The organism is Paenibacillus sp. J31P190 (assembly GCF_059692075.1).
In genome coordinates this window covers 1-23,687 of record NZ_JCAUAS010000046.1, presented here as the reverse complement: position 1 = coordinate 23,687, position 23,687 = coordinate 1, and the positions used below count along the sequence as shown (strand labels likewise).

At 44.1% G+C, this 23,687-nt stretch carries 23 protein-coding genes and 1 pseudogene; 15 read left to right on the top strand and 9 right to left on the bottom strand.

The genetic code is table 11. The features are described from left to right. Positions 1–527 precede the first annotated feature (527 nt). The 5 genes from AC58U0_RS35915 to AC58U0_RS35895 are packed head-to-tail and all read left to right on the top strand — an operon-like array spanning position 528 to position 5,794. Complete coding sequence (locus AC58U0_RS35915; protein ID WP_497383475.1) at positions 528–2,087, top strand: spore germination protein; 1,560 nt, start codon at positions 528–530, stop codon at positions 2,085–2,087. Positions 2,088–2,106: 19 nt separating this feature from the next. Continuing rightward, on the top strand, positions 2,107–3,300 hold the full coding sequence (locus AC58U0_RS35910; RefSeq protein WP_497383474.1) for a Ger(x)C family spore germination protein: 1,194 nt from the start codon (positions 2,107–2,109) through the stop codon (positions 3,298–3,300). A 5-nt stretch (positions 3,301–3,305) separates the two neighbouring features. Further along, positions 3,306–3,548 (top strand): hypothetical protein, encoded by a 243-nt coding sequence (locus AC58U0_RS35905; protein WP_497383473.1) that lies wholly within the window; start codon positions 3,306–3,308, stop codon positions 3,546–3,548. Between the two features lie 28 nt (positions 3,549–3,576). Beyond that, complete coding sequence (locus tag AC58U0_RS35900) at positions 3,577–4,674, top strand: GerAB/ArcD/ProY family transporter (RefSeq protein ID WP_497383472.1); 1,098 nt, start codon at positions 3,577–3,579, stop codon at positions 4,672–4,674. A gap of 22 nt (positions 4,675–4,696) precedes the next feature. Next, complete coding sequence (locus AC58U0_RS35895) at positions 4,697–5,794, top strand: GerAB/ArcD/ProY family transporter (protein WP_497383471.1); 1,098 nt, start codon at positions 4,697–4,699, stop codon at positions 5,792–5,794. Between the two features lie 9 nt (positions 5,795–5,803). On the opposite strand, the gene AC58U0_RS35890 is transcribed toward AC58U0_RS35895, so the two are convergent. Then, positions 5,804–6,193 (bottom strand): ribosomal maturation YjgA family protein, encoded by a 390-nt coding sequence (locus AC58U0_RS35890; RefSeq protein WP_497383470.1) that lies wholly within the window; start codon positions 6,191–6,193, stop codon positions 5,804–5,806. 159 nt (positions 6,194–6,352) lie between these two features. On the opposite strand from AC58U0_RS35890, the gene AC58U0_RS35885 reads away from it, so the two are divergent. The 4 genes from AC58U0_RS35885 (at position 6,353) to AC58U0_RS35870 (ending at position 12,046) form a co-directional block, all read left to right on the top strand. Then, positions 6,353–7,915: an SWIM zinc finger family protein gene (locus AC58U0_RS35885; RefSeq protein WP_497383469.1), complete on the top strand. Its 1,563-nt coding sequence runs from the start codon at positions 6,353–6,355 to the stop codon at positions 7,913–7,915. After that, a complete protein-coding gene (locus tag AC58U0_RS35880; protein WP_497383468.1) occupies positions 7,912–10,842 on the top strand; it encodes a DEAD/DEAH box helicase in 2,931 nt (976 codons plus the stop codon). The genes AC58U0_RS35885 and AC58U0_RS35880 overlap by 4 nt, the downstream gene beginning before the upstream one ends. Positions 10,843–10,992: 150 nt before the next feature. Further along, on the top strand, positions 10,993–11,577 hold the full coding sequence (locus tag AC58U0_RS35875; protein ID WP_497383467.1) for a CBO0543 family protein: 585 nt from the start codon (positions 10,993–10,995) through the stop codon (positions 11,575–11,577). Further along, positions 11,564–12,046: a CBO0543 family protein gene (locus tag AC58U0_RS35870; protein WP_497383466.1), complete on the top strand. Its 483-nt coding sequence runs from the start codon at positions 11,564–11,566 to the stop codon at positions 12,044–12,046. Before AC58U0_RS35875 ends, AC58U0_RS35870 begins: the two co-directional genes overlap by 14 nt. Before the next feature lie 91 nt (positions 12,047–12,137). Here the strand turns inward: AC58U0_RS35870 and AC58U0_RS35865 are convergent, their stop codons facing one another. Genes AC58U0_RS35865 through AC58U0_RS35855 form a run of 3 tightly spaced genes read right to left on the bottom strand, consistent with a single transcriptional unit; the run spans position 12,138 to position 13,513 of the window. After that, a complete protein-coding gene (locus AC58U0_RS35865; RefSeq protein ID WP_497383465.1) occupies positions 12,138–12,695 on the bottom strand; it encodes an SRPBCC domain-containing protein in 558 nt (185 codons plus the stop codon). A 43-nt stretch (positions 12,696–12,738) separates the two neighbouring features. After that, a complete protein-coding gene (locus AC58U0_RS35860) occupies positions 12,739–13,200 on the bottom strand; it encodes an SRPBCC family protein (RefSeq protein WP_497383464.1) in 462 nt (153 codons plus the stop codon). Next, a complete protein-coding gene (locus tag AC58U0_RS35855) occupies positions 13,175–13,513 on the bottom strand; it encodes an ArsR/SmtB family transcription factor (RefSeq protein WP_063891997.1) in 339 nt (112 codons plus the stop codon). The genes AC58U0_RS35860 and AC58U0_RS35855 overlap by 26 nt, the downstream gene beginning before the upstream one ends. 128 nt (positions 13,514–13,641) lie before the next feature. Between AC58U0_RS35855 and AC58U0_RS35850 the strand changes: the two genes are divergently transcribed. Continuing rightward, positions 13,642–14,028 (top strand): TfoX/Sxy family protein, encoded by a 387-nt coding sequence (locus AC58U0_RS35850; protein ID WP_497383463.1) that lies wholly within the window; start codon positions 13,642–13,644, stop codon positions 14,026–14,028. 104 nt (positions 14,029–14,132) lie between these two features. On the opposite strand, the gene AC58U0_RS35845 is transcribed toward AC58U0_RS35850, so the two are convergent. Together AC58U0_RS35845 and AC58U0_RS35840 are read right to left on the bottom strand one after the other, a co-directional pair. After that, positions 14,133–15,140 (bottom strand): DUF3231 family protein, encoded by a 1,008-nt coding sequence (locus tag AC58U0_RS35845; protein WP_497383462.1) that lies wholly within the window; start codon positions 15,138–15,140, stop codon positions 14,133–14,135. Between the two features lie 132 nt (positions 15,141–15,272). Further along, positions 15,273–16,772, bottom strand: coding sequence for an MDR family MFS transporter (locus tag AC58U0_RS35840; protein WP_497383461.1), 1,500 nt, complete (start codon positions 16,770–16,772; stop codon positions 15,273–15,275). A 139-nt stretch (positions 16,773–16,911) separates the two neighbouring features. On the opposite strand from AC58U0_RS35840, the gene AC58U0_RS35835 reads away from it, so the two are divergent. Together AC58U0_RS35835 and AC58U0_RS35830 are read left to right on the top strand one after the other, a co-directional pair. After that, on the top strand, positions 16,912–17,565 hold the full coding sequence (locus tag AC58U0_RS35835) for a TetR/AcrR family transcriptional regulator (protein ID WP_497383460.1): 654 nt from the start codon (positions 16,912–16,914) through the stop codon (positions 17,563–17,565). Positions 17,566–17,569: 4 nt separating this feature from the next. Continuing rightward, a complete protein-coding gene (locus AC58U0_RS35830) occupies positions 17,570–18,430 on the top strand; it encodes an AraC family transcriptional regulator (RefSeq protein WP_497383459.1) in 861 nt (286 codons plus the stop codon). Positions 18,431–18,503: 73 nt separating this feature from the next. On the opposite strand, the gene AC58U0_RS35825 is transcribed toward AC58U0_RS35830, so the two are convergent. Then, positions 18,504–19,913, bottom strand: a complete 1,410-nt coding sequence (locus AC58U0_RS35825; RefSeq protein WP_497383458.1) for a HEAT repeat domain-containing protein — start codon at positions 19,911–19,913, stop codon at positions 18,504–18,506. 131 nt (positions 19,914–20,044) lie between these two features. After that, entirely contained in the window at positions 20,045–20,932 is an 888-nt protein-coding gene (locus tag AC58U0_RS35820) for a sugar phosphate isomerase/epimerase family protein (protein ID WP_497383457.1), read from the bottom strand. A 132-nt stretch (positions 20,933–21,064) separates the two neighbouring features. Here AC58U0_RS35820 and AC58U0_RS35815 point away from each other — a divergent pair, with 132 nt between their 5' ends. The 3 genes and pseudogenes from AC58U0_RS35815 to AC58U0_RS35805 form a co-directional block, all read left to right on the top strand. Beyond that, positions 21,065–21,949 (top strand): helix-turn-helix transcriptional regulator, encoded by an 885-nt coding sequence (locus tag AC58U0_RS35815; RefSeq protein WP_497383456.1) that lies wholly within the window; start codon positions 21,065–21,067, stop codon positions 21,947–21,949. Positions 21,950–22,177: 228 nt separating this feature from the next. Further along, positions 22,178–22,435 (top strand): UxaA family hydrolase, encoded by a 258-nt coding sequence (locus AC58U0_RS35810; protein WP_497383455.1) that lies wholly within the window; start codon positions 22,178–22,180, stop codon positions 22,433–22,435. Next, positions 22,429–22,767: pseudogene (locus AC58U0_RS35805) on the top strand (UxaA family hydrolase); the annotation flags it as partial. The gene AC58U0_RS35810 and the pseudogene AC58U0_RS35805, both read left to right, overlap by 7 nt. Positions 22,768–22,816: 49 nt before the next feature. Here the strand turns inward: AC58U0_RS35805 and trhA are convergent. Beyond that, positions 22,817–23,461, bottom strand: coding sequence for a PAQR family membrane homeostasis protein TrhA (gene trhA, locus AC58U0_RS35800; RefSeq protein WP_497383454.1), 645 nt, complete (start codon positions 23,459–23,461; stop codon positions 22,817–22,819). Between the last annotated feature and the right edge of the window lie 226 nt (positions 23,462–23,687).

Here is a 23,687-nt window from a genome sequence, read left to right as displayed (position 1 = left end):
AATTTCTCGAGAAGTTAAAGAAAAATGAAGTAAAGCCGTTTAAACTCGCAATTTAATAAGTAATCTGTTGCTTTAGTCGACTAGTGTCCAGTATTAGGGGGTTAGACCGATTTCGAACCCATTTGTTGCCGAAATGGCCTATATGGGGTCCAAGTGTTGTACTTTATGCAACATTGAAGGTAATTTAGCGGGATCAAGACAGAATTGTTGTACTCCATACAACATTCGGCTGAGAATATGGATTCAACCCTTCCCTCCATCCACATCTATTCATCTATCCATTCATCCATACATCCCACACCTCCAGTGAGCCTATATGTCGATGAATTCCGACTGAAAACACGCCAATGTAGAACCATTTTGGATGAATCAATCGACGGTCTCTTCATATTAACATCTGACGTCGTTTTTTCTTGAAAGTCATTTGCTTTTGGGAACGCAACAAAAGAACTTCGTACGCATACCTCATGAAAGTTCAGGAAATGATGTTTATATAACAACATCCTAGAACTTGGAGAAAATACCACATGTTCGCTCATTGGCTGCGCTCCAAAAAGAAGCCTATCCCTCCTTCGCAGAACACAATCGTAGAACCTAAGGCATCCATGCCTTTATTCTCAACCATTCAAGAAAATGTTGATTACGTTCGACAAAGTCTCGGGAACAGCACGGACATTGTTATTCGAGAATTTACCTATAATGCCATTACTGAAGGGTTAGCCCTCTTGTATACAGATGGACTAGTTGATGCGAAAGTCGTCAATGATTTCATGATGAGATCTTTAATGGCTGATTCCACGGAAATTGATCCAAAGCAAGACCCATTTGATGTATTAACCATGCATACACTGACGATTGGTGAAATTCAGAAGGTATCGGATATGAAAGGAATGCTGCATCATATCCTATCTGGCGATTCGGTCATATTGATGAACGGGTATACTACCGGGCTGGCAGCCGCCACCAAAGGGTGGAAAGATCGAGGCGTTACAGAGACGAATGTAGAAACCGTCGTGCGCGGGCCGCGGGAAGCTTTCTCTGAATCCATTCGAACGAATACCGCCTTGATTCGAAGAAAGATCAAAGATCCGAATTTATGGATGGAAACCTTCCAGGTAGGCCAAGTGACCCAAACTGACGTTGTTCTTATGTATGTGAAAGGGATTGCTCTAGATTCACTAATTCTCGAGGCCCGTAATCGATTGACTCAGATTGACATTGACGGAATTTTCGAGAGCAGTAATATTGAGGAACTCATTCAGGATGAAGTGATAACTCCTTTTCCAACCGTATATAACTCAGAACGTCCAGATGTCGTCGCGCTTGAATTGATTCACGGTAAAATTGCCATTCTTGTTGATGGGACCCCCTTCGTGCTGATTGCTCCTGCTTTATTTGAAACTTTCCTCAAAGCTTCCGAGGACTATTATCATCGGGTAGATATTAGCACATTAGTAAGGATGCTTCGTTATGCTGGATTTCTCATTGCCCTATTAGCCCCATCTTTTTATGTGGCCATAACAACGTTCCATCAAGAAATGCTGCCGACTCAACTGCTCATTAGCCTCGCTGCACAAAGAGAGGGTATTCCATTTCCAGCATTCATCGAAGCCTTATTGATGGAGATTACATTTGAAGTTTTACGGGAAGCAGCCCTACGCATGCCGCGAAGCATAGGTTCTGCCTTATCGTTTGTTGGAACGCTAGTCATTGGACAAGCAGCAGTCGAAGCCGGAATTGTTTCGGCAGCTATGGTTATCGTTGTTTCCATTACGGCGATTTCCAGCTTTGTTTCCCCTTCTTACGACTTATCAAATGCCATTCGCATCCTGCGATTTCCTCTGATGGCTCTGGCTGCTTCATTTGGATTTTTCGGCATACTGGCAGGTTTACTAGGACTTATTCTGCATTTGAATAGTTTGCAATCATTCGGTGTGCCCTATTTAAGCCCTTTTGCTCCACTTGAATTGAACAAACAAAAGGATGCCTTGTTTCGATTTCCTTTTCAATCGTTATTTTCACGAGTTCGTATCGTTAATGCGAGTAACGTAGTCAAGAAAGCGAATAGAAAGCCCTTCAAACCTTAGAAGGAGGAAAGAGGCAGATGTGAAATCATTTATTCGACTAACAGCTTGCTTACTTACCATAGTCTTACTGTTAAGCGGCTGTTGGAGCCGCAAGGAGCTTAATGATATTGCCATAGCAGAGGGAGTTGGCATTGATATTTCGGGTGAACAGTTTGAGTTAACCGTTCAAATTGTTAATCCAGGCAGTGTGACGAAGGCGAAGGGAGAGCATGAAATCCCCGTTATCGTGTATTCTTCCAAAGGCGATACACTAAGTGAAGCTGTGAAACGATTGACTTCATCGATTTCGAGAAAGATCTATTTCGCTCATATCCGCATTCTTGTGATTTCCGAGGAATTAGCCAAGAAAGGGATTGTCAATTCGATGGATTATTTAATGAGAGGGAACGAATTTCGCTCTGATTTCAACGTGGTCGTAGCGAGAGAAGGCACAGCTAAGGAATTATTAAGTGTGATGACCCCATTGGAAAAGGTTCCAGCCAATTACATCTTTAACTCCCTCGAAGCAGCTAAGAAAGAATGGACAGCTGCAGTAACGATTCAACTAGATCAATTATCGAATGCTATAGTAACCCCAGGGAAGAGTACGGTCATATCAGGAATTCAGATTATTGGAGATCAAAAGGCAGGCACCAGCAACAAAAACATAGATTACACTGGGCCTCCTGTACGATTGAAATACTCTGGTAATGCGATTATCAAGAGAGATAAACTTGTTGGTTGGCTTAACGAATATGAGTCTCGTGCTTATTCCGTTATTACCAATCAATCAAAGCGGTCTGCCATACATCTGAATTGTCCCGAAGGAGGAAACATCGGTATTGATGTAGCTCGTATCAAAAGCAAGATTTACGCAGTTGTAAAAAACGATAAACCAGAGATATTTATTGAAACTAGAGCAGAGGGAAATGTTTCCGATGTGGAATGTAAAATCGATCTATTCAAAGTCGAAACGATCGATTACTTAGATAAACAATATGTTAAATTTGCTTTGGCTAATATGGAGAATACAATTAAGAAGACACAAAAACTAGGTGCAGATATATTTGGTTTTGGTGAGGCAGTTCATCGCGCTAACCCGAAATATTGGAACAAAGTGAAGGACAATTGGGAAGAACATTTCAAGCAATTGGAACCCCATCTGAATATCGATGCCAAAATTAGAGGTACCGGTACGCTGGGTGATTCTGTGGTTAACGATATGAAGGAGTAATCGTTATGTTAATCGGCCTATGTGTACTTGCGTTATCTATTCTCATTGCGTGCTATGAAATTCCGCGTTTATGGAAACAAGGATGCAGGAAGGAGGTTTGGATCTACTGCATACTCATGTTGCTTGGTAATGTGTTGGCGACTCTGAAAGGAATGGCCAAACAAATACCTAATCCAGCCGACTGGATTACGTTTCTAATGGTGCCATTAACCAAAATTTTACTGCAACTCGGTTTGATAAAATTGTAAGCATTTATCCTGCTTGGGGAGGCATGTCATGAATAACGAGAACATATTATCGGCTCGTCAACTCATGATCCTGATTATTTTATTTTCGGTGGGAACGACCATTCTTGTAGTCCCGTCGATGTTGGCCGCAGAAACTAAGCAGGATGCCTGGATCTCAGGTGTAATGGGCGTAGGCATTGGTTTGCTTTTCTTATGGATGTATGTGAAGTTAGCGAAGATGTATCCCGATTGTACGTTATTCGAAATGAATGACATTGTATTAGGGAAATGGTTAGGCAAAGCTGTAACACTATTGTTAGTCTTTATCGCAGTTGTGCTCAGCGCACAGGTCCTATACTATATTGGCACCTTCATGACTACTCAAATTATGCCAACGACACCTATACAAGCCATAAATATTCTTATGATTACTTTTGTAATTATAGGCGCAAAGCTTGGCGTAGTTGTATTAGGGAGAACCGCGGAAATTTTTTTCCCGTGGATTCTTCTGTTATTTTTTCTATTGGTGATCTTTGTATCGCCGCAGGCTCAAATAAAGAACCTTTTGCCCATAGGTGAAGCAAGTATAATGTCTATTTCACGGGCATCCATATTTATGCTCGTTTATTCTTATTTTCCTATCATTTTTACGCTTTGCTTGATAGCAAGCGATATAAAATTCCCTAAAAGTTTAACTAAATCATTCCTCTATGGGGGGATAACGAGCGGAATTATTATGATTATTGTAGCTTTTCTTAGCATCTTGGTCATGGGACCCGACCAGTCGTCAAGACAAGTATATGCCACCTATGCATTAGCAAAGAAAATAAGTGTAGGGAATTTTTTACAGCGTATCGAGGTCACTGTTGCATTCTTGTGGTTTATTTCCATTTATTTTAAATTGACACTATATTTTCACGTAGCGCTTAAAGGAATTGCCTCATTATTTCAGCTCCAGAATTACAAATCTCTTTCGACTCCAATTGGGTTTATTGTCACAGTGCTTTCGTTAGTGGTATATCCAAATGTGGCTTATACACACCAATGGGATATATTGACATGGGTTCCGCTCACGTTTTGTTTTGGATTCATGTATCCACTCTTATTGATCGGTCTTAGCTACATGCGAAGAAAAAAGCATAAATGAGGTAAATAAGGGACGTGTATATATGCATACAGATCAAATTTCCCCGCGACAATTAATGATTATCGTCATCCTATGTGCCTTTGGAACGGCTATCTTGGTTATTCCGGCATCTGTTGCGGCAGATACGAAGCAGGATGCATGGATGCCACAATGGCTTAGCATTGCTATGGGTGTCGTTCTCGTTTGGCTTTATGTATTTATTTCCAAGAAATTCCCGCAGTGTTCTATTTTCGAAATTAATGATAAAGTTTTTGGCAAGTGGTTGGGGAAGTTCATAACGTTAAGTCTTGCACTAGTAGTGCTCGTTATGAGTTCACAAGTTGTTTTTTATGTAGGTCATTTTATGATTACTCAAATCATGCCGGAAACGCCCATTCAATCTATACACATCATATTCATGCTAACTGTCATATTTGGAGCAAAGCTAGGGATGGTCGTCATGCTAAGAACGGCAGAGATCTTCTTCCCTTGGATCGTGCTATTATTTATCTTGTTCATGGTCACTAGTATCCCTAATATGGAACTTAACAATCTTTTACCGATTGGGGAAACAAACACCCTTCCGGTCATTCGATCTGCCATAAGAATCACTAGTTATTCTTATATGTCTTTATTTATTACGATTGGTACCATCATTCATCAAGTTACTAGTATACAAAAGGCTAAGAAAGCTTATTTAATAGGCGTAATCATAAGTGGCATTATACTTCTTCTAATCATTGTCTCAAGTATTCTTGTATTAGGAGCAGATAATACCGCTATGCAAGTGTATCCTAGTTACGCCCTGGCGCAAAGAATAAATATAGGAAATTTTTTACAACGAATAGAAGTAATCGTGGCATTTTTATGGCTCGTTTCGATTTATTTCAAACTATCTATATTTTTTTACACAGCGATAAAAGGCATTGCGCATGTGTTCCATTTTCGTGATTACAAAATACTTTGTTTTCCATTTGGACTGATTATTACGGTCTTATCTCTTGTTGTTTATCCAAATACAGCCTATGAAGATGAATGGGATACTTTAACGTTTATTCCCCTCGCTCTCCTAATAGGTGTTGTTTATCCTCTCTTGATTGTACTCATAAGTTGGATGCGAAAATCGTCCATTCGTGTGTAAATGGCATGGCTAAATACGCTTTTCGAACTGCAGCCAATACTTGTCCATCCAAAAAGCAATTGTAATACCAATGACATATCTAAACAAATCAACCGTTAAATATCCTCTTCCTAGTACGAGGGATCCAATGACCGTATTTCTTATTTCGACTATCCATTCTGCTTGATATAACTGACTACATTCAATAGCAAAACTAAATATAACACTGATCCCTACTGCCCATATTAAACTTCTCTTTACGAAAATAAATCGAAAACCAAAATAGACCATACTAGCCCAAAGCACATCCCCCGCATGTTTAGCAATAAATAATGGAATTAGACTGGAGAACGTTCTTGAGCTTAAGCCTAAAACGACGGAAATTATTATGGCTACACAATACTTTATCCGAGTCTTCAAATAGAATCATCCTTCCTACCAAAATAGCCTCTCTAACTGGTGTATCCTTCTCATTTGTTATATGATTTGAACATATTTCACAAATTTACTTTATCAGCTTCACTATTTATACTAATAGATGATTTTGATTATCGAAAGTGGAAAAAAAGGAGCTATTCTATGAGTTCTCCCGTTTTAAACGATGAAGAGTGGTTGAAGCTGCTGGAGCACGTAGCCGAAACTTATAATGACGTTACCCTTAGTCGAGGGTTTACTTACTTTAAACAACAGCGTGTAGCTTCCCTGATCATTTCTGAGACTCGAGTCGTTCAGGCACGGGTGGAAGAGGAAGAATCAGGAGACTACCGAGTCACTCTGAACTTAGACAAGCCCCGCTCAAGTCAATGTAGTTGTTCAGTACCAGCCTCTTGCAAGCATATGGCAGCCGTTTGGATGGAGCTTGGGGATCGTCTGGGTTATCCCGCTTCCCAAATAATGAATGCCAAAATGCATCTCAAGCGGGCTACTTCAATTACCTCCCTGGAGTCTACGCTTACCCAATTGCCCAAAATGGATGTATCTGGCTGGCAAAAGTTCCTGAATCATTATACATTGCCCATTAAGGCGACATATGATTTGGGCAATTATGTGGATATGCTGCGGCAGCAATTGCAAAACATCAAGAAGACCACTATTCCTTTTTCTGATATCGATCAGATTTTTTTTGAGATGCATCAGGAATTATTTATCCTAAGAAAAATAAAAGAGCAGAACGCACAAGGTGGCGTAAGTTACTATACTTCTTCCACCCTTTACCGGGTTTACGATGAGATTCATACTTGGCTGAAGCAACATTCTCCCCTTCTCAACTTCTCGGTCTCCGGAGAGCGCCTTGAGCAGACGTTAAATTATATCAGACAGCAGATGTCCGAAGAATCGGGTCATAATTATCAAGATTATGGCGTCTATACCGTGCTTTGGAAACATTGGGTTGCCCCGAGTCCTGAGGCAAGTCAATATGTAACTAAGGAAATAGAAGCTCTTGAGACGATGACAATGGACAGTCCCTCACCTTCTCTCTCAGCCGCAAAGGCTTTCTTGTACTTGCAGCAATCCAAGAGTAAAGAAGCCTGGGAGGCTTTAGAAACGAATGGTATTTTCAAAGAGGCCCCTGCCAAACTATTTATTCCTTTCCTAGACTATCTATATGACGCCCAGAACTGGGAAGAGTTAGTGAATTGGTTGAGAAGATCAGTCTCTTTTTTCAATCGGAAACGGACCAAAGAACTTGAGGTTTATGCCGATTTCTGGACAAAGGCCATCGTTCATCTTCCTCAAGCGGAAGAACACATGTGGAGCGCTCTAGAAGAGCTATTGCCTTATTCTTTCCGGATTATTGAGGAAATGCTGTACGAACAAAGAAAATGGAAGCCTTGGTTGGAAATGCAGATCCTTCAGGGGCATGACCCTCTTTATCATCGCGTCAATGTCCTGCAGCCGATTGAGAAGGATACACCAAAACTCCTTCTACCCTATTACCATCAAGCGGTAGATCACTATGTCAGTTTGAAAAATCGGCATGATTACAAATTAGCTGTCAGGCTCCTCAAGCGGCTCGATAAAGTGTACAAGAAAATGAAACAAACCGAGCGATGGGAACATTTCTTTTCTGGTTTCGTGGAACGACACAGCAGGCTGAGGGCGCTGCAAGAGGAACTTAGGAAAGGAAAGCTACTCGGATGAGCACAAAATTGCATGATATGACATTGAACGTGACCTTAACGGACAGTGGAGATGCCTTACTCTGGGGGCTGCAGGACGGACGCGATGTGCCCGGAGATAAATTTCGAAAGCTGCTGTTCGCATGGCACGAGCCATCTTACTATGGGACGCTTCTGGACCAACAGCTAGCGGGAGAGTTGACACTTACGATCCTCCCTGTGGAGATGGTGCTCCCTTTCTTCGCAGAACCCTATTTCATGGATGTTCTTCGGTGGGAAGGGGGAAACGAAACCACAAAGGGACTGCTAGAAGTGGCGCCGGTTCTATACCGAGAAGCTAAAGCAGGTCATTACATACCCAGTTATAGTGCATTTCGAAATGGGAAGTTGGCTTGGACTTGGGATGTCGAGACGGAGTCACTGAAACAACTTGATTGGAATGCACTAACAAGCATAGATGGCTTAGGTGAGGGAATGTCTGGCTTGCGCGCCGCCTTCTCCTCTGTGGTTTCGGCTGAGCACTATCCCAATGAAGCTGCCCTTTCCGATCTTCGGCGGGATTATCCAGCTCTTTTCCGTGCACAGAAATCTGTGCCTAGCTCGGCTGATGCGTTCACGGACGAAGAATGGCTTGCCTCTCTGGGCTGGAGACCGGACACCGCTCCCTTCCGCCCTGCTCTGCAGCTGCTGGAACCGGACGAGAACGATGACACTTGGCGTCTCCGCTTGGTACTGCAAGATAAAAGTGAAGGCTCTTTGTTGACGCCAATTCGCCTTAATGCTGACGGACGTGCTTCAGGCACGTGGGCTAGTGATTGGAGCCCGTATATCCAGGAGCGTTCTCCTGGCTGGGCTGCAAGATTAACGGAAGCATTGCCTGTGCAGAATAGCGGCGGCGAGCTATTTACAGAACCATTAAGCGACGGAGCGGCTTGGTCGTTTCTGACAACGGACAGCCGTCTTTTGTTGGAAGATGGCTGGAATGTCATGCTCCCCGGTTGGTGGGAAGCCGCCTCGAAACGGAAGCCTCGGCTGCGCGCAAAGGTTTCCTCAGAAGCTGGCGGCAAAGGAGAGTCGCTATTCGGACTGAACTCGCTAGTAAACTTCGATTGGCGGATTGCCATTGGCGATTCCGACCTGAGCGAAGCTGAATTTGCTGGTCTGCTTAGCCGCAATGAACGGCTTATCCGCTTCCGTGGACAATGGGTAATCTTGGATCCTTCTTTATTGGGGCAAATTCGAAGGCTCATGGAAAGCGTGAATCCCCAAGAAGGTTTGTCCCTGCAGGATATCTTTCAGCTTCACCTCCTAAGTGAGTCGGAAAAGGAAAGAACCCAAAAGGAAAGTCTTACAGCGGAGGAAGAAGCGGAAAATGAAGAACGGCTGAAGCTCGAAGTCGAGCTGAATGCTCACCTCTTGGCGCTGCTGCGTCAGCTCGGGCAGCCTTCGGAATTAAAGGAAATTGCTGTACCTGAAGGCTTGCGCGCTGAGCTTCGCAAGTATCAACACGAGGGCTTCACTTGGCTGAGCTTCCTTAGGAAGTTCGGGCTGGGGGCCTGCTTAGCCGATGATATGGGACTCGGAAAAACGGTTCAATTCATCACGTATTTACTGCATCATAAAGCAGAGTCGGAGCACCCTGCCCTGCTCATCTGCCCCACCTCCGTGCTTGGCAACTGGCAGAAAGAGCTAGTCCGCTTTGCTCCGGATTTAAAGGTTTTTCTTCATTACGGGAAGGGACGTTTAAGCGGCGAAGCACTTTCTCAGGTTTTGAAACACACCGATATTGTCCTTACCTCTTATACGACAGCTTTGATGGATCAAGAGATACTGCAGGAAACCACGTGGAGTTCCCTTTGCTTAGATGAAGCCCAGAATATCAAGAATGCCCACAATAAACAATCCGCAGCGATCCGTACGCTCAAAGCTCGGCACCGCATTGCATTGACAGGAACACCTATTGAGAATCGATTGTCCGAGCTGTGGTCGATCTACGACTTTCTTAATCCGGGATATCTCGGGAACCAACGCGGGTTTCAGCATCGTTTTGCGAACCCGATAGAGAAGCACCACGACGAGGAGCGAACGGCACAGCTGCAGAAACTCGTCAAACCTTTCATGCTGCGCCGCAAAAAGAAAGATCCGGCGATCCAGCTCGATTTGCCCGATAAGCTTGAAATGAAAGTTTATATCAATCTAACAGCCGAGCAAGGAGCACTCTATGAACGATCCGTCAAGGATCTCATGGAACGTATGCAAAAGCTGGAAGGCATGGAACGCAAAGGAGCGATCCTAGCAGCCTTAACGCAGCTAAAGCAGCTATGCGACCACCCTAATCTGCTAACGAAGGAAGCTAGTCTATCGGAGGAAACTCTGCTTGCCGAAGAGAACCGCGAAGCCTTTGTCATGCGATCCGCGAAGCTTGAACGGCTGGTTGCCATGGTCGATGAACTTCGGGACGAGGGCGACTCCTGCCTGATCTTCACCCAGTATGTAGGCATGGGGCGAATATTGGCTGACGTGCTGCGGGCACATCGCAACGAACCGGTATTGTATCTGAACGGAAGCACGCCAAAGTCAGAGCGCGATAAGATGATTGATACATTCCAAGCCGCAGATGGATCAGGGCCGGGTATCTTCGTTCTGTCGCTGAAAGCCGGCGGAGTCGGACTCAATTTGACCGCAGCGAACCATGTTTTCCACTTCGACCGTTGGTGGAATCCTGCCGTTGAAAACCAGGCCACGGATCGCGCCTATCGGATGGGACAAACACGCAATGTACAAGTACATAAGTTCATTTCCCTGGGCACATTGGAGGAACGAATCGACGAGATGCTTGAGAGCAAGATGAGTCTAAGCGAGAACGTGATCTCTACCTCCGAAGGCTGGATTACGGAACTCTCAAACGACGAATTGAGAGATTTGTTTGCACTTCGCAAGGAGTGGTGATTGAAGAACGAAAAACCTCCTCAAACATGAGGAGGTTTTTTCATTTCATCGCCTTATTCCTTTAATCACTCACATCGTGCGCCCCATTTGAGATAATATACATTTATTCACTTGATATCTGGCAAATAATGCGCCAATTGGGAGGTAGTATTGTCGGTTCTCACGGAAGGCATACTATCTTTGTTTGGTAAACGGTATGCAGATGAGGGTGGATTTGTCAGTATGATTCTAGAAAGAAAAATGATGATCCTTGTATGGATCTTGGGGCTTGCAATGATCGTTATATTCGTTCGACGATCAGATGTTCGTCGATTTATTCTCGCTCTTTTTACTTCCCAGACTATCGTTTGGTTTTCAGTAATTCTGCAAGTCAAGCTGAGGATCATTTCTTTCCCAGTTCGTGAGTTCCCGAGAGCGACAGATATCGGATTTACGATCACGTATTTACTCTATCCAATATTAATTAGTATCTACATTCTCCTTGAGCCGCGGCGCTCGCAAGTGATAAGAACCCTCTATCTGCTGTTATGGTGCGCAGCTCTTGCCTGGTTAAATGATAGGATAACTCAGTACACACAATTGTTAGATTACAAGTTCCTCGACTGGTTCATGGGCAGCATGTTCTTTATTTTCTTACTGGTATTAACGAATGTGATCGTTCGCTGGTTTTATCGAAATGGAGAAACAGAATCATTTGAAACTGAATTACGGGAGGTAAATCATGAGCATGGATAGATGGGTGCTAACAGCCGTGTGGCTGCTATCATTTGGTCTCATCTTCACCATCCCCCGTCGCAAAATCCGGCTTGCGGTTGTGTCCTTCCTATTCAAGCAAATACTTGCTTGTCCGCTTGGCCTGATAGTTGTAGAGTACAATTTAGTGGCTTATCCTGTGGTAGAGCTGCCTGATGTGAGCCGAACCAGCATGACTTACGAGTACTTTGCTTTTCCGATCATCTGCATGGTGTTTAACTGCTATTATCCCAGCGGTCGGAGCCGCTGGGTGCAGTTTAGTTATTACATGATTTTCTGCATGCCGCTCACGATTACGGAAGTCATCCTGGAACATTATACGAATCTCGTCCGTTATGTTCACTGGAGCTGGTTCTATACAGTGCTCTCTCTAATGATTACATTCTTATTAAGCCGAATGTTTTGTGTGTGGTTCTTCACTAGGAAGAGAGCGTCTGCATCTAACATGTAATTCTCGTTCATACTCATGCCCTTTGGAAGCGAGGAGATCAAATAAAAGGGGCTGTCCCAAAAGTAGATCTTGAGGACAACCCCTTATTATGCTAGGCTAGGTGCTTCTTGAGCGGTTCCCAATAGTTTGTATGCCAGCCGGGAGCCAAGTGAGCTTCTTGTCCTTCAGGAAAGCCTGTATGGCTAAAGATTAGGCGGGTTTCCGCGCCTTGCCCTTCCAATTCGAACTTCACCAAGGAATATACGCCTTCTTCCCAATTCGCGACACGCCATGCTTGTACGATCCGCTTGTTTGGCTCAAGCTCAATATTTTTCCCTACGATCATCCCTCCGAAGCAGGAGAAGGAACCGCCAGCCTCCGGAGTTATTTCTGTAGGTGCTCCACCTGAGACTTTGCTAAACTGGGCGGCATCAGTCAGCGCTTCATAGATGCGGTTCGGACTTGCTGCGAACACAACCTCCTGATGAATAGCTGAAGAATCGCCTAATTGCTTATCTTTTCCCATTAACCATTGTGTAAGCTGCTCTACAGACATGCTTTTCAACATATCAGCATGATCGTGAATCGCATGATGCCACATCTTCGCTTCAACTTCGTAACGGTTTTCCTCTTCTACCTTGAACCCACAATCGCAAGATAATGTCGTCATTGACTTCCATCTCCCCATAAGCTTTTTTTATAAAACGTATTATTTAATGCATGGCCTTAACCGACCAAGGATCTACACCAGGATCTCCACCCTCAGCCAACGTTTGGAGTCTAGTTGTATAATGCATCCAGCCCTCTGTATGGCCGGCGACTTCTTCGACCGGCAAATCGTAGTGAGTTAATAGCAGAACAGTACCTTTGTCTTTAGCTGTGAATTTAAATTCGAGCGTGCTTGATCCAGGTGGAACCACCTTGGACTTCTCCCAGCCCCACGTCATAATTATTTTCTCGTTAGGAATAATTTCTTTATACTCCCCCATCGCAATATCCGATCCATTAACATCGATCCGATATTTCCCTCCGATGCTTGGCTCCAACAGAATATGTCTGCCCATCCAACGAACCATCTTCTCAGGGTCGGTAAAAAAGGAGAATAAGATCTCCGGACGGCAATCGATGAACATCTCTTTCCTAATCGTATCACTGGTCTGATTCGTTTGATTCACGGTTACGCTGTCTCCTCTCTTCTTCTTCTGCGGCTTCCTTCAATAGCAGTAGACTATCATCCCAGAAACGGTCAATGTACGCTTTCAGATCAGCAAAACCTTCCCTCCTCATACGATAATACCGCTTGGTTCCCTCTCTCCGAACCACAAGTAGTCCGGATTCCTCAAGAACCTTAAGATGTTGTGATACTGCTGGAGCCGAAATGTCAAAATGGGACGCGATGGAGCTAGATGTAAGCTCTCCATCACGTACGAGATATAATATATCTCTGCGTCTTGGCTCTACTATGGCTTGGATCACTTTTTCGATCATGACGTTAATTTAGCACATACTTAATTAAGCGTCAACTTAACTAATAAAACTATTTAAGTTGACACTTACATAAGTGGTTGCTAAAATACGAGTGTCAAGAATGACTGATTTGAAAGGAAGTTTTCTTTATGTCCATGCCTCGTCCTGATGAGGAGATGAAACAATTTTTCGCTGACATTATGCCCGGTGATCCTCATATTCATATTCGTCCCATGTTCGGTAATCTGGCCGGTTTTATTAACGGCAACATGTTCGTCGGACTTTACGGACAGCAAATCTTTATCCGCCTACCGGAAGACGCGCGTGCTCGTCTTGTCGAGCAAGAAGGAGCATCGTTATTTTCCCCCATGCCAGGCAAACCGATGAAGGAATATGTCACCTTACCAGAACAGTGGCGGGAAACGCCTGATACAATTACGGCGTGGATCGAGCAATCCTTACAATGGGTCGCAGCGATGCCAGAGAAGATTCCTGCCAAGAAAAAAACGAGCACCAAGAAGAGTAAAAACATATAGCCGTACTATCCCGACAAACCAAAGACCATCCAGTGCGCACTACGCACATTGGATGGTCTTTTATTGAAGAAAATTAGAGCCGCGTAACACGAATGCGATTTCCTTCACGTAGATAGTAGAGCGTTACGTTCGATCGCACCAGGCATTTTTTCCATCCAATCATTCTTTATCATGAGTTCTGCGCCATCGTCTGCATAGGTTCCAATTTCACCGGTAAGCCGAAGATATGCAGTTGTTAAATCCCTCCTCATACTTGCTGCAAGAGAAGCTCCATAGTTTCCCATTCCTACCGCTGAAAGAAAGACCGTATGGTAGAGCAATAGCTTATCGGAAAATGGGGACACCTTCGAATTCGAAATTTCTGTTTCCCACGTCATAGGTGCCGGCAACTGGTCATCGCGTAACAACGCGCTGAATACTTCGACATGCTTCGAGGAGATATCTCTTCCGCGCATGATATATGCAATGACTTCTTTAGTTTGAGCCACTTGAGAAAACCCTAACATCAATGCTTGACCTATGCTGTTTTTCATAATATTCAAATAAAGATTCGCGATCTCCACTGCATTTAAGGGTCTACGATCGCCTAGCAGTCCATTTAACCAGCTTTCTTTGTGCACGTATTCAACGGAATTGGGATACGGTATATAAGGACTCCTAGTGAGAATTCCTTTAGATTGCAATATAGCCGTAGATTTCTCCAGGAGCTCAGCCGTAGTTTTCAGATTATGTAGAAAGAATGCACGAATATCCTGTCTCGAACTGCTTGATAATGCCATTCCATAAGTAACAGTGCCAGCAATGCCCATATGTCTGAGATAGAGCAGCATAAAACCATCTGAAAATAGTCTTGTCGCTTTTAGGTTGACATCCTTCTCTGTAAAGGCATGAGGGATAGGAAACTGTTCGTCTTTAAATAACTTATTAGCAAATTCCATATGTTCTGTTGTCAATCCAAGAGCAAATTCAATGATTGGTTTTACTTCACCATCCTCAACAGTATGCAAGAAATGTTTAAGAACACAATTGACCATACTGTCACTTAAATATCCTCCCCATAAAGGCGCGATATCACCAGAAGTTAGTTGAATATGATGCTCATCTTGACTCATTGTATTGCCCCCTAATATGATGTTTTGCGCTATTAGTTATAATTCCATAAATAAACAACTTCTATGTAGAATCGTAATAACAAAAAAAGCCTACCGATTAATCGGCAAGCTTTCTTGTACAATTGTTCGTTTCTAGTGTAGTCCTTCTAACACGACTTCTTGTTTTACAGCCTCATTAGGCTGTGTCTTATCACGGCGAAGGAACAAACCTAAGAATATCCCACAGATCGCAATAATCAGCATCACGTGGAAAGTCTGGCCGAAAGCTTCTGGCGCTACAGCAAGCATAGCCTTTTGCATATCAGCAGGACTGTTTATTGGAATGTTTTTTGCAGCTATGGATGAGTTCACGCGCGAGGAGAGAATGGTCACCAGGGTAGCAACTGCAAAAGAATTGATAACTTGCTGCATGGCACTAGTTAAAGAAGTAACTCGACTTACCAAATCATGAGGAGCTTTCTTAATCAGATGTGAATTAAGCGGCATCATCATGAGTCCCATACCTGAACCAGCCATAATAAGCGGTAAAATTAAGTCATGTCCTTCTGTCGTTAGATTGACATGCGAATATTGAAAGATCGCGCCGGAAACAAGACTGAGCCCAGCGACAACTAACCAGCGAACACCGATTTTATCAAACAAGTAACCGCCAATCGGCATCATAACGGCCGAAGCTAACGCTTGCGGGAATAACGTCATCCCTGTATCGAACGCACCGTATCCGCGGGCTTGCTGAAGAAATTGCGGAAGCAGGAAAATGGCCCCGAACAAGCAGAATTGCAGTACCCACTGTACGAAAATACTGAAGGAAAAATCCACTGATCGAAACACTCTTAACTCGAGCAGAGGGAGCTTGGATTTAAGTTCAATAATGATAAAGGCGATCAAGGCGACAGCTCCAATGATGATGCCCCACAATGTTTTATCGGAAGTCCAGCTTTCAGCACCTTGTGTGATCCCATACGATAAGGATGCAAAGGCAATAGGCCCTAGAATCATACCCGGTAAATCAAAACCAGCTACCTTCTTACGTGCAACAGCCGGCAGCTTCCACAGTCCAAAGATAAAGCTGAAAATACCGACGGGAAGATTAATTAAGAAAATCCAATGCCAGGAATGGTACTCAACCAGCCATCCGGATAGGATTGGCCCAATCGCAGGCGCTAGCAAAATGGGTACACCCAACATCCCCATCACTTGACCAATTTTGTTCGGTGGACTTAGCCGGAATACGTATGCCATAGCAACAGGCATAACAAATCCGCCGCCTAAACCTTGAAGGATACGGAAAACAATCAACCACTCTGCGTTGTTCGGTGTAGCACATAAGACCGATGCAACGGTGAAAAGAACGACAGAGGTGAGGAATACATTCTTCGCCCCAAATCGGTCTGATAACCATCCCGCTAATGGAATGACTGCCGCTGTCGCCAGCATATAGCCTGTTACGGTCCACTGAATGGTTGGTAAATCTGTTTTAAAATCGATGACCAGCTTCGACAATGCCACATTCATCGCAGTCGTATCGAGGATAACCATAAAAATACCCGATATGATGGCGATGAGCGGTACCAGAATACTCGTAATCTTAAACTCCGGCTCCGCTTCACCAGATGTTATTGGTTTACTCATGTTGTGTTCCTCCTTCACAATATCTACTCCATCGTGCTACAATAGTAACGGACAATTGTCCGCAACATCATATTACGGACAATTGTCCGGATTGTCAATTATTTCTTTTGTTAAGATTGTTCTTATAGGAGGAGCACGTGTGAAACATCCAGATACCAATGAGAATTCATTATATAGCCAAGATATGAAAGCCATTCCACCTTGCGGTCGACGCGAAGAACGTGATTCAGAGTATCGACGGCGTATTCTTACGTCTGCCAAAAGCCTATTTGAAACCAATCAAATTGAATCCGTTACCATGCACCAGATTGCCAAAGAGTCGGGCGTGGGTCAAGGTATTCTTTATCGCCGTTACGCCCATATTGGCGAGGTTTGCAGCGATCTGCTTCGTTCAACAACATCCCAATTTATTGCTTCTCTGGAAGCTAGTATTGCTGATCCCGGTCCCGAGGTAACAGCTATGAACCAATTGTCGGACACGATCGTTCGAATTATTGATTTTGTGGACGGTAAAGCTTCTTTACTGTCCGTCATCAACACCACATATACCGACAAACATAGCTTCTATTTACACAAAAAGCCTATTTATGTTCGACTTCACAACCTTCTCGTTCCTTTGATAACTCGTGCCGTTCAACAAGAGGAGATTGGACCGATTGATGTCACTTTGACTGTTAACATCATACTTGCCTCGCTAACGCCAGAACAGTACTTGTATCATCGAGAAATTCTGGGCTATACCAAACAGCAATTTATTGAGGGCATTTGCCGACTCTTCGTGAAAGGAATATGAGCCCATGAGAATTGATATGAATCCTAGCCAGCTCACCTTCTGGAAGAAATATATTGCTAAAGCGAAGCTTGATTTATCTTATGCTGCTTACACCAAGGTACTGAGATCCTGGAACGATGAGAACGCTGCTTGTCCGTTTAATCGCTTGTATTTTATTATCGAAGGAGAAGGCTTTGTAAAAGTTGGGGATCAGACCTATTATCCGAAACCAGGCGAACTTTATCTGCTTCCAGCGGGGAGTAATCAAGCTTATGGAACTATAAGCGATCATACTTTCGGAAAATACTGGTGTCATTTCACGGCCAAAATCGGGGATTTGGATCTGTTTCAGATTTTGCAAACATCCGCTTTCATTACGATCAAAGATCCAGAAGCTTTTCAAAATAAATTCGAACACCTGATAGCCTATAATAAAAGTGAAGAATTAACTTCCGCCTTTAGAGTCAATGCGATTATAAGTGAATTCATTGCCGAATTCATTGAACAAAGTGAAACCGTCAAGCTGAATCTGGCTTCTACCCCTACTTTCGAGAAAATGAATAGTGTGCTGCACTATATGGAACAGCATATTGCTGACAACGTATCCGTAGATACATTATCCCAAATTGCGCACTATCATCCTAACTATTTTATTAATGCCTTTAAACAATTTACGGGTTATTCACCGATTCAATATATGAACCATTTGCGCTCAGAAAAAGCCAAGGATTTACTCATGATGACGGAATTAAATGTTTCACAAATCGCTGATTCGTTGGGAATGGAATTATCGTATTTTTCCCGCATGTTCCGAGAACAAACGGGTTTTACACCAACTTCTTTCCGTGATTTGAAACCGAAAATGCTCGATTACAACGAACTGTGATTCAATGAAATATGGAAACAATACAAAGAGGGCAAAAGTTAATTTGCCCTCTTTCTCCATCTATTTTGCGCGTTTACGGGTAGAACGCATTAGTCTTTGTCGTTGTCGGGCACCAGCGGGAATTTAGCAGAAACTTAATGAGCGTATTTTTAGCCCGTTCCGTGCCGATATAATGCAGAGATTCGGCAGCATGAGCACGAACATATCTATTCTCATCATCCAATGCGATTTCCAACTGCGGCACAGCTGCTTCCGCTTGAGATCCTAATCGGGACAAGGATAAACTTGCCATGAAGCGAACTTGCGCGTTCTCATCTTGTAAGCATCTACCTAAGCTTGACACAATGTCTTTCACTGGTGTGTCCATGAATCCAAGTGCATCTACTACGGCGCAGCGAACAAGATCAGCTGGATGTTCGAGCAGCTTTATGAAGGTAGGAACAGCTTCTGCCGCTAACCCTCTTAATTCACCAAGCGCAAATATCGCATGTGTAACGATATTAATATTCTCATGATGCAAAGCTGCAATTAGCCCGTTAACTGCCTCGCTTCCTGAAACTGATAATCCATAAGCGGAAATTCGCGATACTTGGCTATTCTCGCTATTTAAGCCTTCGAGTAAAGCGTCCACTCCCTGCTGCCCTCTTCTTGCCAGATCATAGGCCGCATTGATCGCTAGCGGTTCAAAGCCATCCAACTTAGCGGCTAACTCCTTAATCTGATCCGGATCAGATGCAGCTGTTCCTGACAGACTGCCTATTTTTCCAGATAGCCAATTCCAAGTTTCTTCCCACATCAAATCATGCTCGGCGATTGGCAAATGTAAGTTGGCCGGCTTCCTCCATGCTGCCTCTTGATTATTCCAGCTAGGTGCTTTCGGCAGCTCTGTACGCATGAATTCAAACTTCAGCATGTAGCGCGGCTGTCCTAACACATTCGGCGTGGAACGATGCCAGATATCATAATGGATCAACGCAAAAGTACCCGCCTCGCCGCTTGCTAAAACTTCCCCTGCTTGTTCATTGGATTCAAAAGTCCGAGTCTGGTAATTTTGCGTGCCAGGCATCACACCTGTTGGTCCTAATTCCACAGGCGTATCCTGTGGGAAATACATAATCATTGCCCAATTGGGGTGGTGATTGCGCATTCTGTCATAGCCCCAATAGCTGTCCTTATGCCAGCCCCCAGCCGTTGCTGATGCATTGAAATGCCCATGTCTATGTGCGTGCATCATATAGTTCGGCCCTAATACGCTAATCAAAGCACCTGTCACTACAGGGTGATCGAATACTTTTTGCAGCTCACGAATGCGGGGTAGTAAATTATTGCCGGGGTTCCCTTCTTCCGCATAGACCGTGTTTAATTGTTCTAAAAGTTTGCTGTGAAACTCGCTCGAAAAGTCGGTTTTGAGTAACAAACATCCATTTGTAATAAATTCTCTCATTTGCTCATCTGTCAATAATAAAGGTGTGTTTTCCTGCATGGCTGTTAGCCTCCTTGGCTTTGAATGAATGCGGTAACAATGACCTTATTATAGAAAAGATGTCTCTGACTAAAAATAGACGATCTTAATCAGAGCTAGCACAAAACTAAGATGGACTGAAAGCAATTCCTTTACACAGGGTTTGGAATGTAATCTCCGCCACGGCAGCGTTTTAAATAATTCAAAGCATGCACCTGACCCGTCATCTCGAGCTCATCGCGGTAGACGGGATCATGCCAGCCTTCAATGTCGATTGTACCTTGGTAGCCTGCCTGACGCAGAATCGTAATAATATCGGACCAATTCGTGTCCCCAAAGCCCGGTGTACGGTGCCAAACGAACTCTTGGCTCCCATGAATCCCATATTCCCGCACAATATCCCATGCAATTGTCGCATCTTTACCGTGTACGTGGAACACTTTATCGACCCATTTACGTAACTGCGGAATCGGATCGATCAGACTGACCATCTGATGACAGGGCTCCCACTCCAGACCAAGGTTATCCGCCGGTACGGCATTAAACATCAGATTCCAAGCAGTTGGGTTATGTGCAATGTTCCAATCCCCTGTCTTCCACGTTCCGCCCATATCACAATTCTCGAAAGCAAGTCGAACACCGCGATCAGCGGCTCTCCGAGAAAGCTCACCAAACACTTCCTTGAACTTCGGTATTGACTCATCAATTGGACGATCCGGAATACGGCCGGTGAAACCGTTTACGATATCGGTACCAAAGAGATGTGCATGATCAATAAGCCGCTCCCAGCTCGCGAGTGTATCCTTATTATCTCCTGTTCCCGTGAGTGGATTTCCGAATACACCTATCGTAGATATGACGGCGTCGTGCTCTGCCACAATGTCAGCTACCCGCTTTGCCGTTTCTTTGAGATCGATATTCCCTGTTGTTTGCCAAAAGGTTAAGCTGTAGGATTCAAATCCGTGCTTGGCAATTTGGGGGATGACGCGAACGGCATCTCCACCACCAACTAAAGTACCCACTCTAAGCTTCTTATTCATAATTGAATATCACTCCTATATTGGTATAAGATAAATGAATACGATCATTATAACTAGGAATAACGGCAAATTCTCTATCCTATCTTGCTCCAAATAGGTCTTATCTTGATACTTAAGAAAGTGAGGCAGCTCATGACGTACCCCCAAGATTTAATGGAAAAGACACCGCTCTGGGATAGCAGCTATCCCATCCGCTTTTACCGAAACCGACCGCAGACGGCCGCAAAAGATGATAACATACTCTATCTTCACTGGCATGAACATTTCGAGATCATTGATATGCAGGTTGGCAAAGCGATATTTCATATTGATAGCCGTCCTTATGAGGCCAACGCTGGCGACCTGCTATTCGTACCTGCGGGAGCTTTGCATGTTGGCTATAACGCAGCAGATGAGGCAATGGAGTATGTTGCTGTCGTGTTCAATGCCTCCTTACTGCGAGTGATGCATCCGGATCCCGTGCATGAGCGGTTTATCCTTCCGTTTCTGGACGGACGAGTTCCAATGCCTGCCAAATTACTTGCCGAGGATGAACTTGCTGCCCCTTATCGTCGGCTTATCCGTGAATCTACAGCTGAATTCGAGAATAAAAATGCCGCTTATGAGCTCGTCATCAAACATAATTTTCAGCTGCTTTTCGCACTGCTATCTCGGCAATTTTTGCCGGAGAAATTCATAGATAAAGCTGCTCCTGCCCGTCATTCGGAGTCTTTCAAGCCGTTAATCCAGCATATTGAATCCCATATTGCCGAGCCATTGTCGGTTGAGCAGGCGGCACGAATGGTGAACCTGAACCCCTACCATTTTTGTAAAACGTTCAAAAAGCTTACCGGACGTACCTTCGTCGATTATGTGAACTGGCTGAGAATCAACGAAGCTGATCGTTTACTTCGTGAAACGGAATGGACGGTAACCGAAATCGCTGAGCGAATTGGCTGCGGAAACGCAAACTATTTTACGAAGCTATACAAGAAATATAAGAGTTTCCCGCCTTCTGACGTTCGGCGAAGACGGTAGTCCGCTATGAAGTCAGTCGCCCCATTATCTTAGTCTTGTGCTAACATGCGTGAGAAAAGTCTCTATTCAACTCTAATCAATTCCATTCAACTTCCTTAAACTAGAAATGAAACTTGATGTTTAAAAACTCTAAGTGCAAGCATACTCTGAGGAGGGTTCTAATGTCACATGACATCATTCACGGGACAGATGGTCTTGTCATGAATTGAAAAGGACGATGTTGCGACCGTGCTTCGTGATATTCCGAGCGGTGAATCTATTCATTTCTATAAGGGCCCAAGTATGCAAACGCTATCATTAATTGACTCTATTCCATTCGGACACAAGGTAGCCATCTCATTCATCAAACAAGGTGCCGAGGTCGTTAAATATGGGGATGTCATTGGTAAAGCTACCCAAGGTATTCGGGCTGGCGAGCATGTTCATGTTCACAACATTGAAGGTATTCGCGGTCGCGGAGATTTACCGAAAACACATGAATCTTAAACAATGGCTTATACTTTATGGATTCTCCGGGAAATGACATCGAATGTGTCTCCGGAATGGCTGCAGGCGGCGTGCACATTGTCTGCTTCACGACGGGTCGCGGAACGCCAACGGGCTCTGCTGTTGTCCCCGTGATCAAAATTACGGCAAACAAATTCACCTACTCCAATATGGAAGACAATATGGATGTGGATGTGAGCAGCATGCTCGCTGGAACCTTAAATTTAGAGCAAGCAGGCGAACAAATTTGGCAGGAAATTTGCGAAGTGACCAAGGCCGAGATACTGGGCCATCAGGAATTCAGCATTAACCGTATCGGTCCGAGCTTATAGATCCAGGTAACAATACAAATGACAGCCTGCCGGACACTAGGTATTTCCCCTACAAAACGGCAGGCATCACATAAGCATACACAGCAATAAAGTGGCAGCTGCTTCCCGCGAGCACAAACAAATGCCAAATAGCATGATGATATCTTAACCTTCGCCAAAGAAAAAACGGCACACCCATGCAGTAAAAAGCGACTCCGGACATTAACCAAGCTAGAGCCATAAAGGGAAGAAATTCACTTAATGGCCCAATTAATGAAACCATGAAGCCACCCATCAACAAGTACATAAGAAGGCCCCAAGGCATAAACCGTCTAATGATCAAAGGAACATAACGGACGCCTCCCAAAGCTAGAACCCATATCAATAGCAGCAACGTGTACCCAAGTGTTCCTTGCAAGGTAATCAGTAGGAATGGCGTATAGGAACCTGCAATGGCAATAAAGATAGCTGCATGGTCCATGATCTCAAAGCGTTCGCCCCACTTCTTCGAGCGAGAGCAATGCAGCAGGGTCGAAGAGAGATATAGCAGGCAAAAAGATACCCCATAAATCGCATTACTAACGATATAGGCAAGATCTTCGAACAGAACGGAACGTTGTAAAAGTAAAAAAAGACCGAAGGCGCTTAGCGCCGCGCCCAAGCCGTGGCTTAATGCGTTTAGCCGTTCTTCCCTCAGAGCTATTCTATCTTCCATGCGCGAGCTCACTCCTTTCTGCTTAGCCCCTAGTTTTTCCTAATGTGAAGCCTAGTATGTAATGACTTATAGAACAAATAAGCGCGGAAATGCTCTTCTGTCAAGAAAGTGGACGCCACTTAGCTAAGCTGCACTTTCGTAGTACAACTGTTCAAATTGCAATGGCGACAAATAACCAATTGTACTATTAGACCTCTTTCTGTTATAAAAGAACTCAAGATACCGG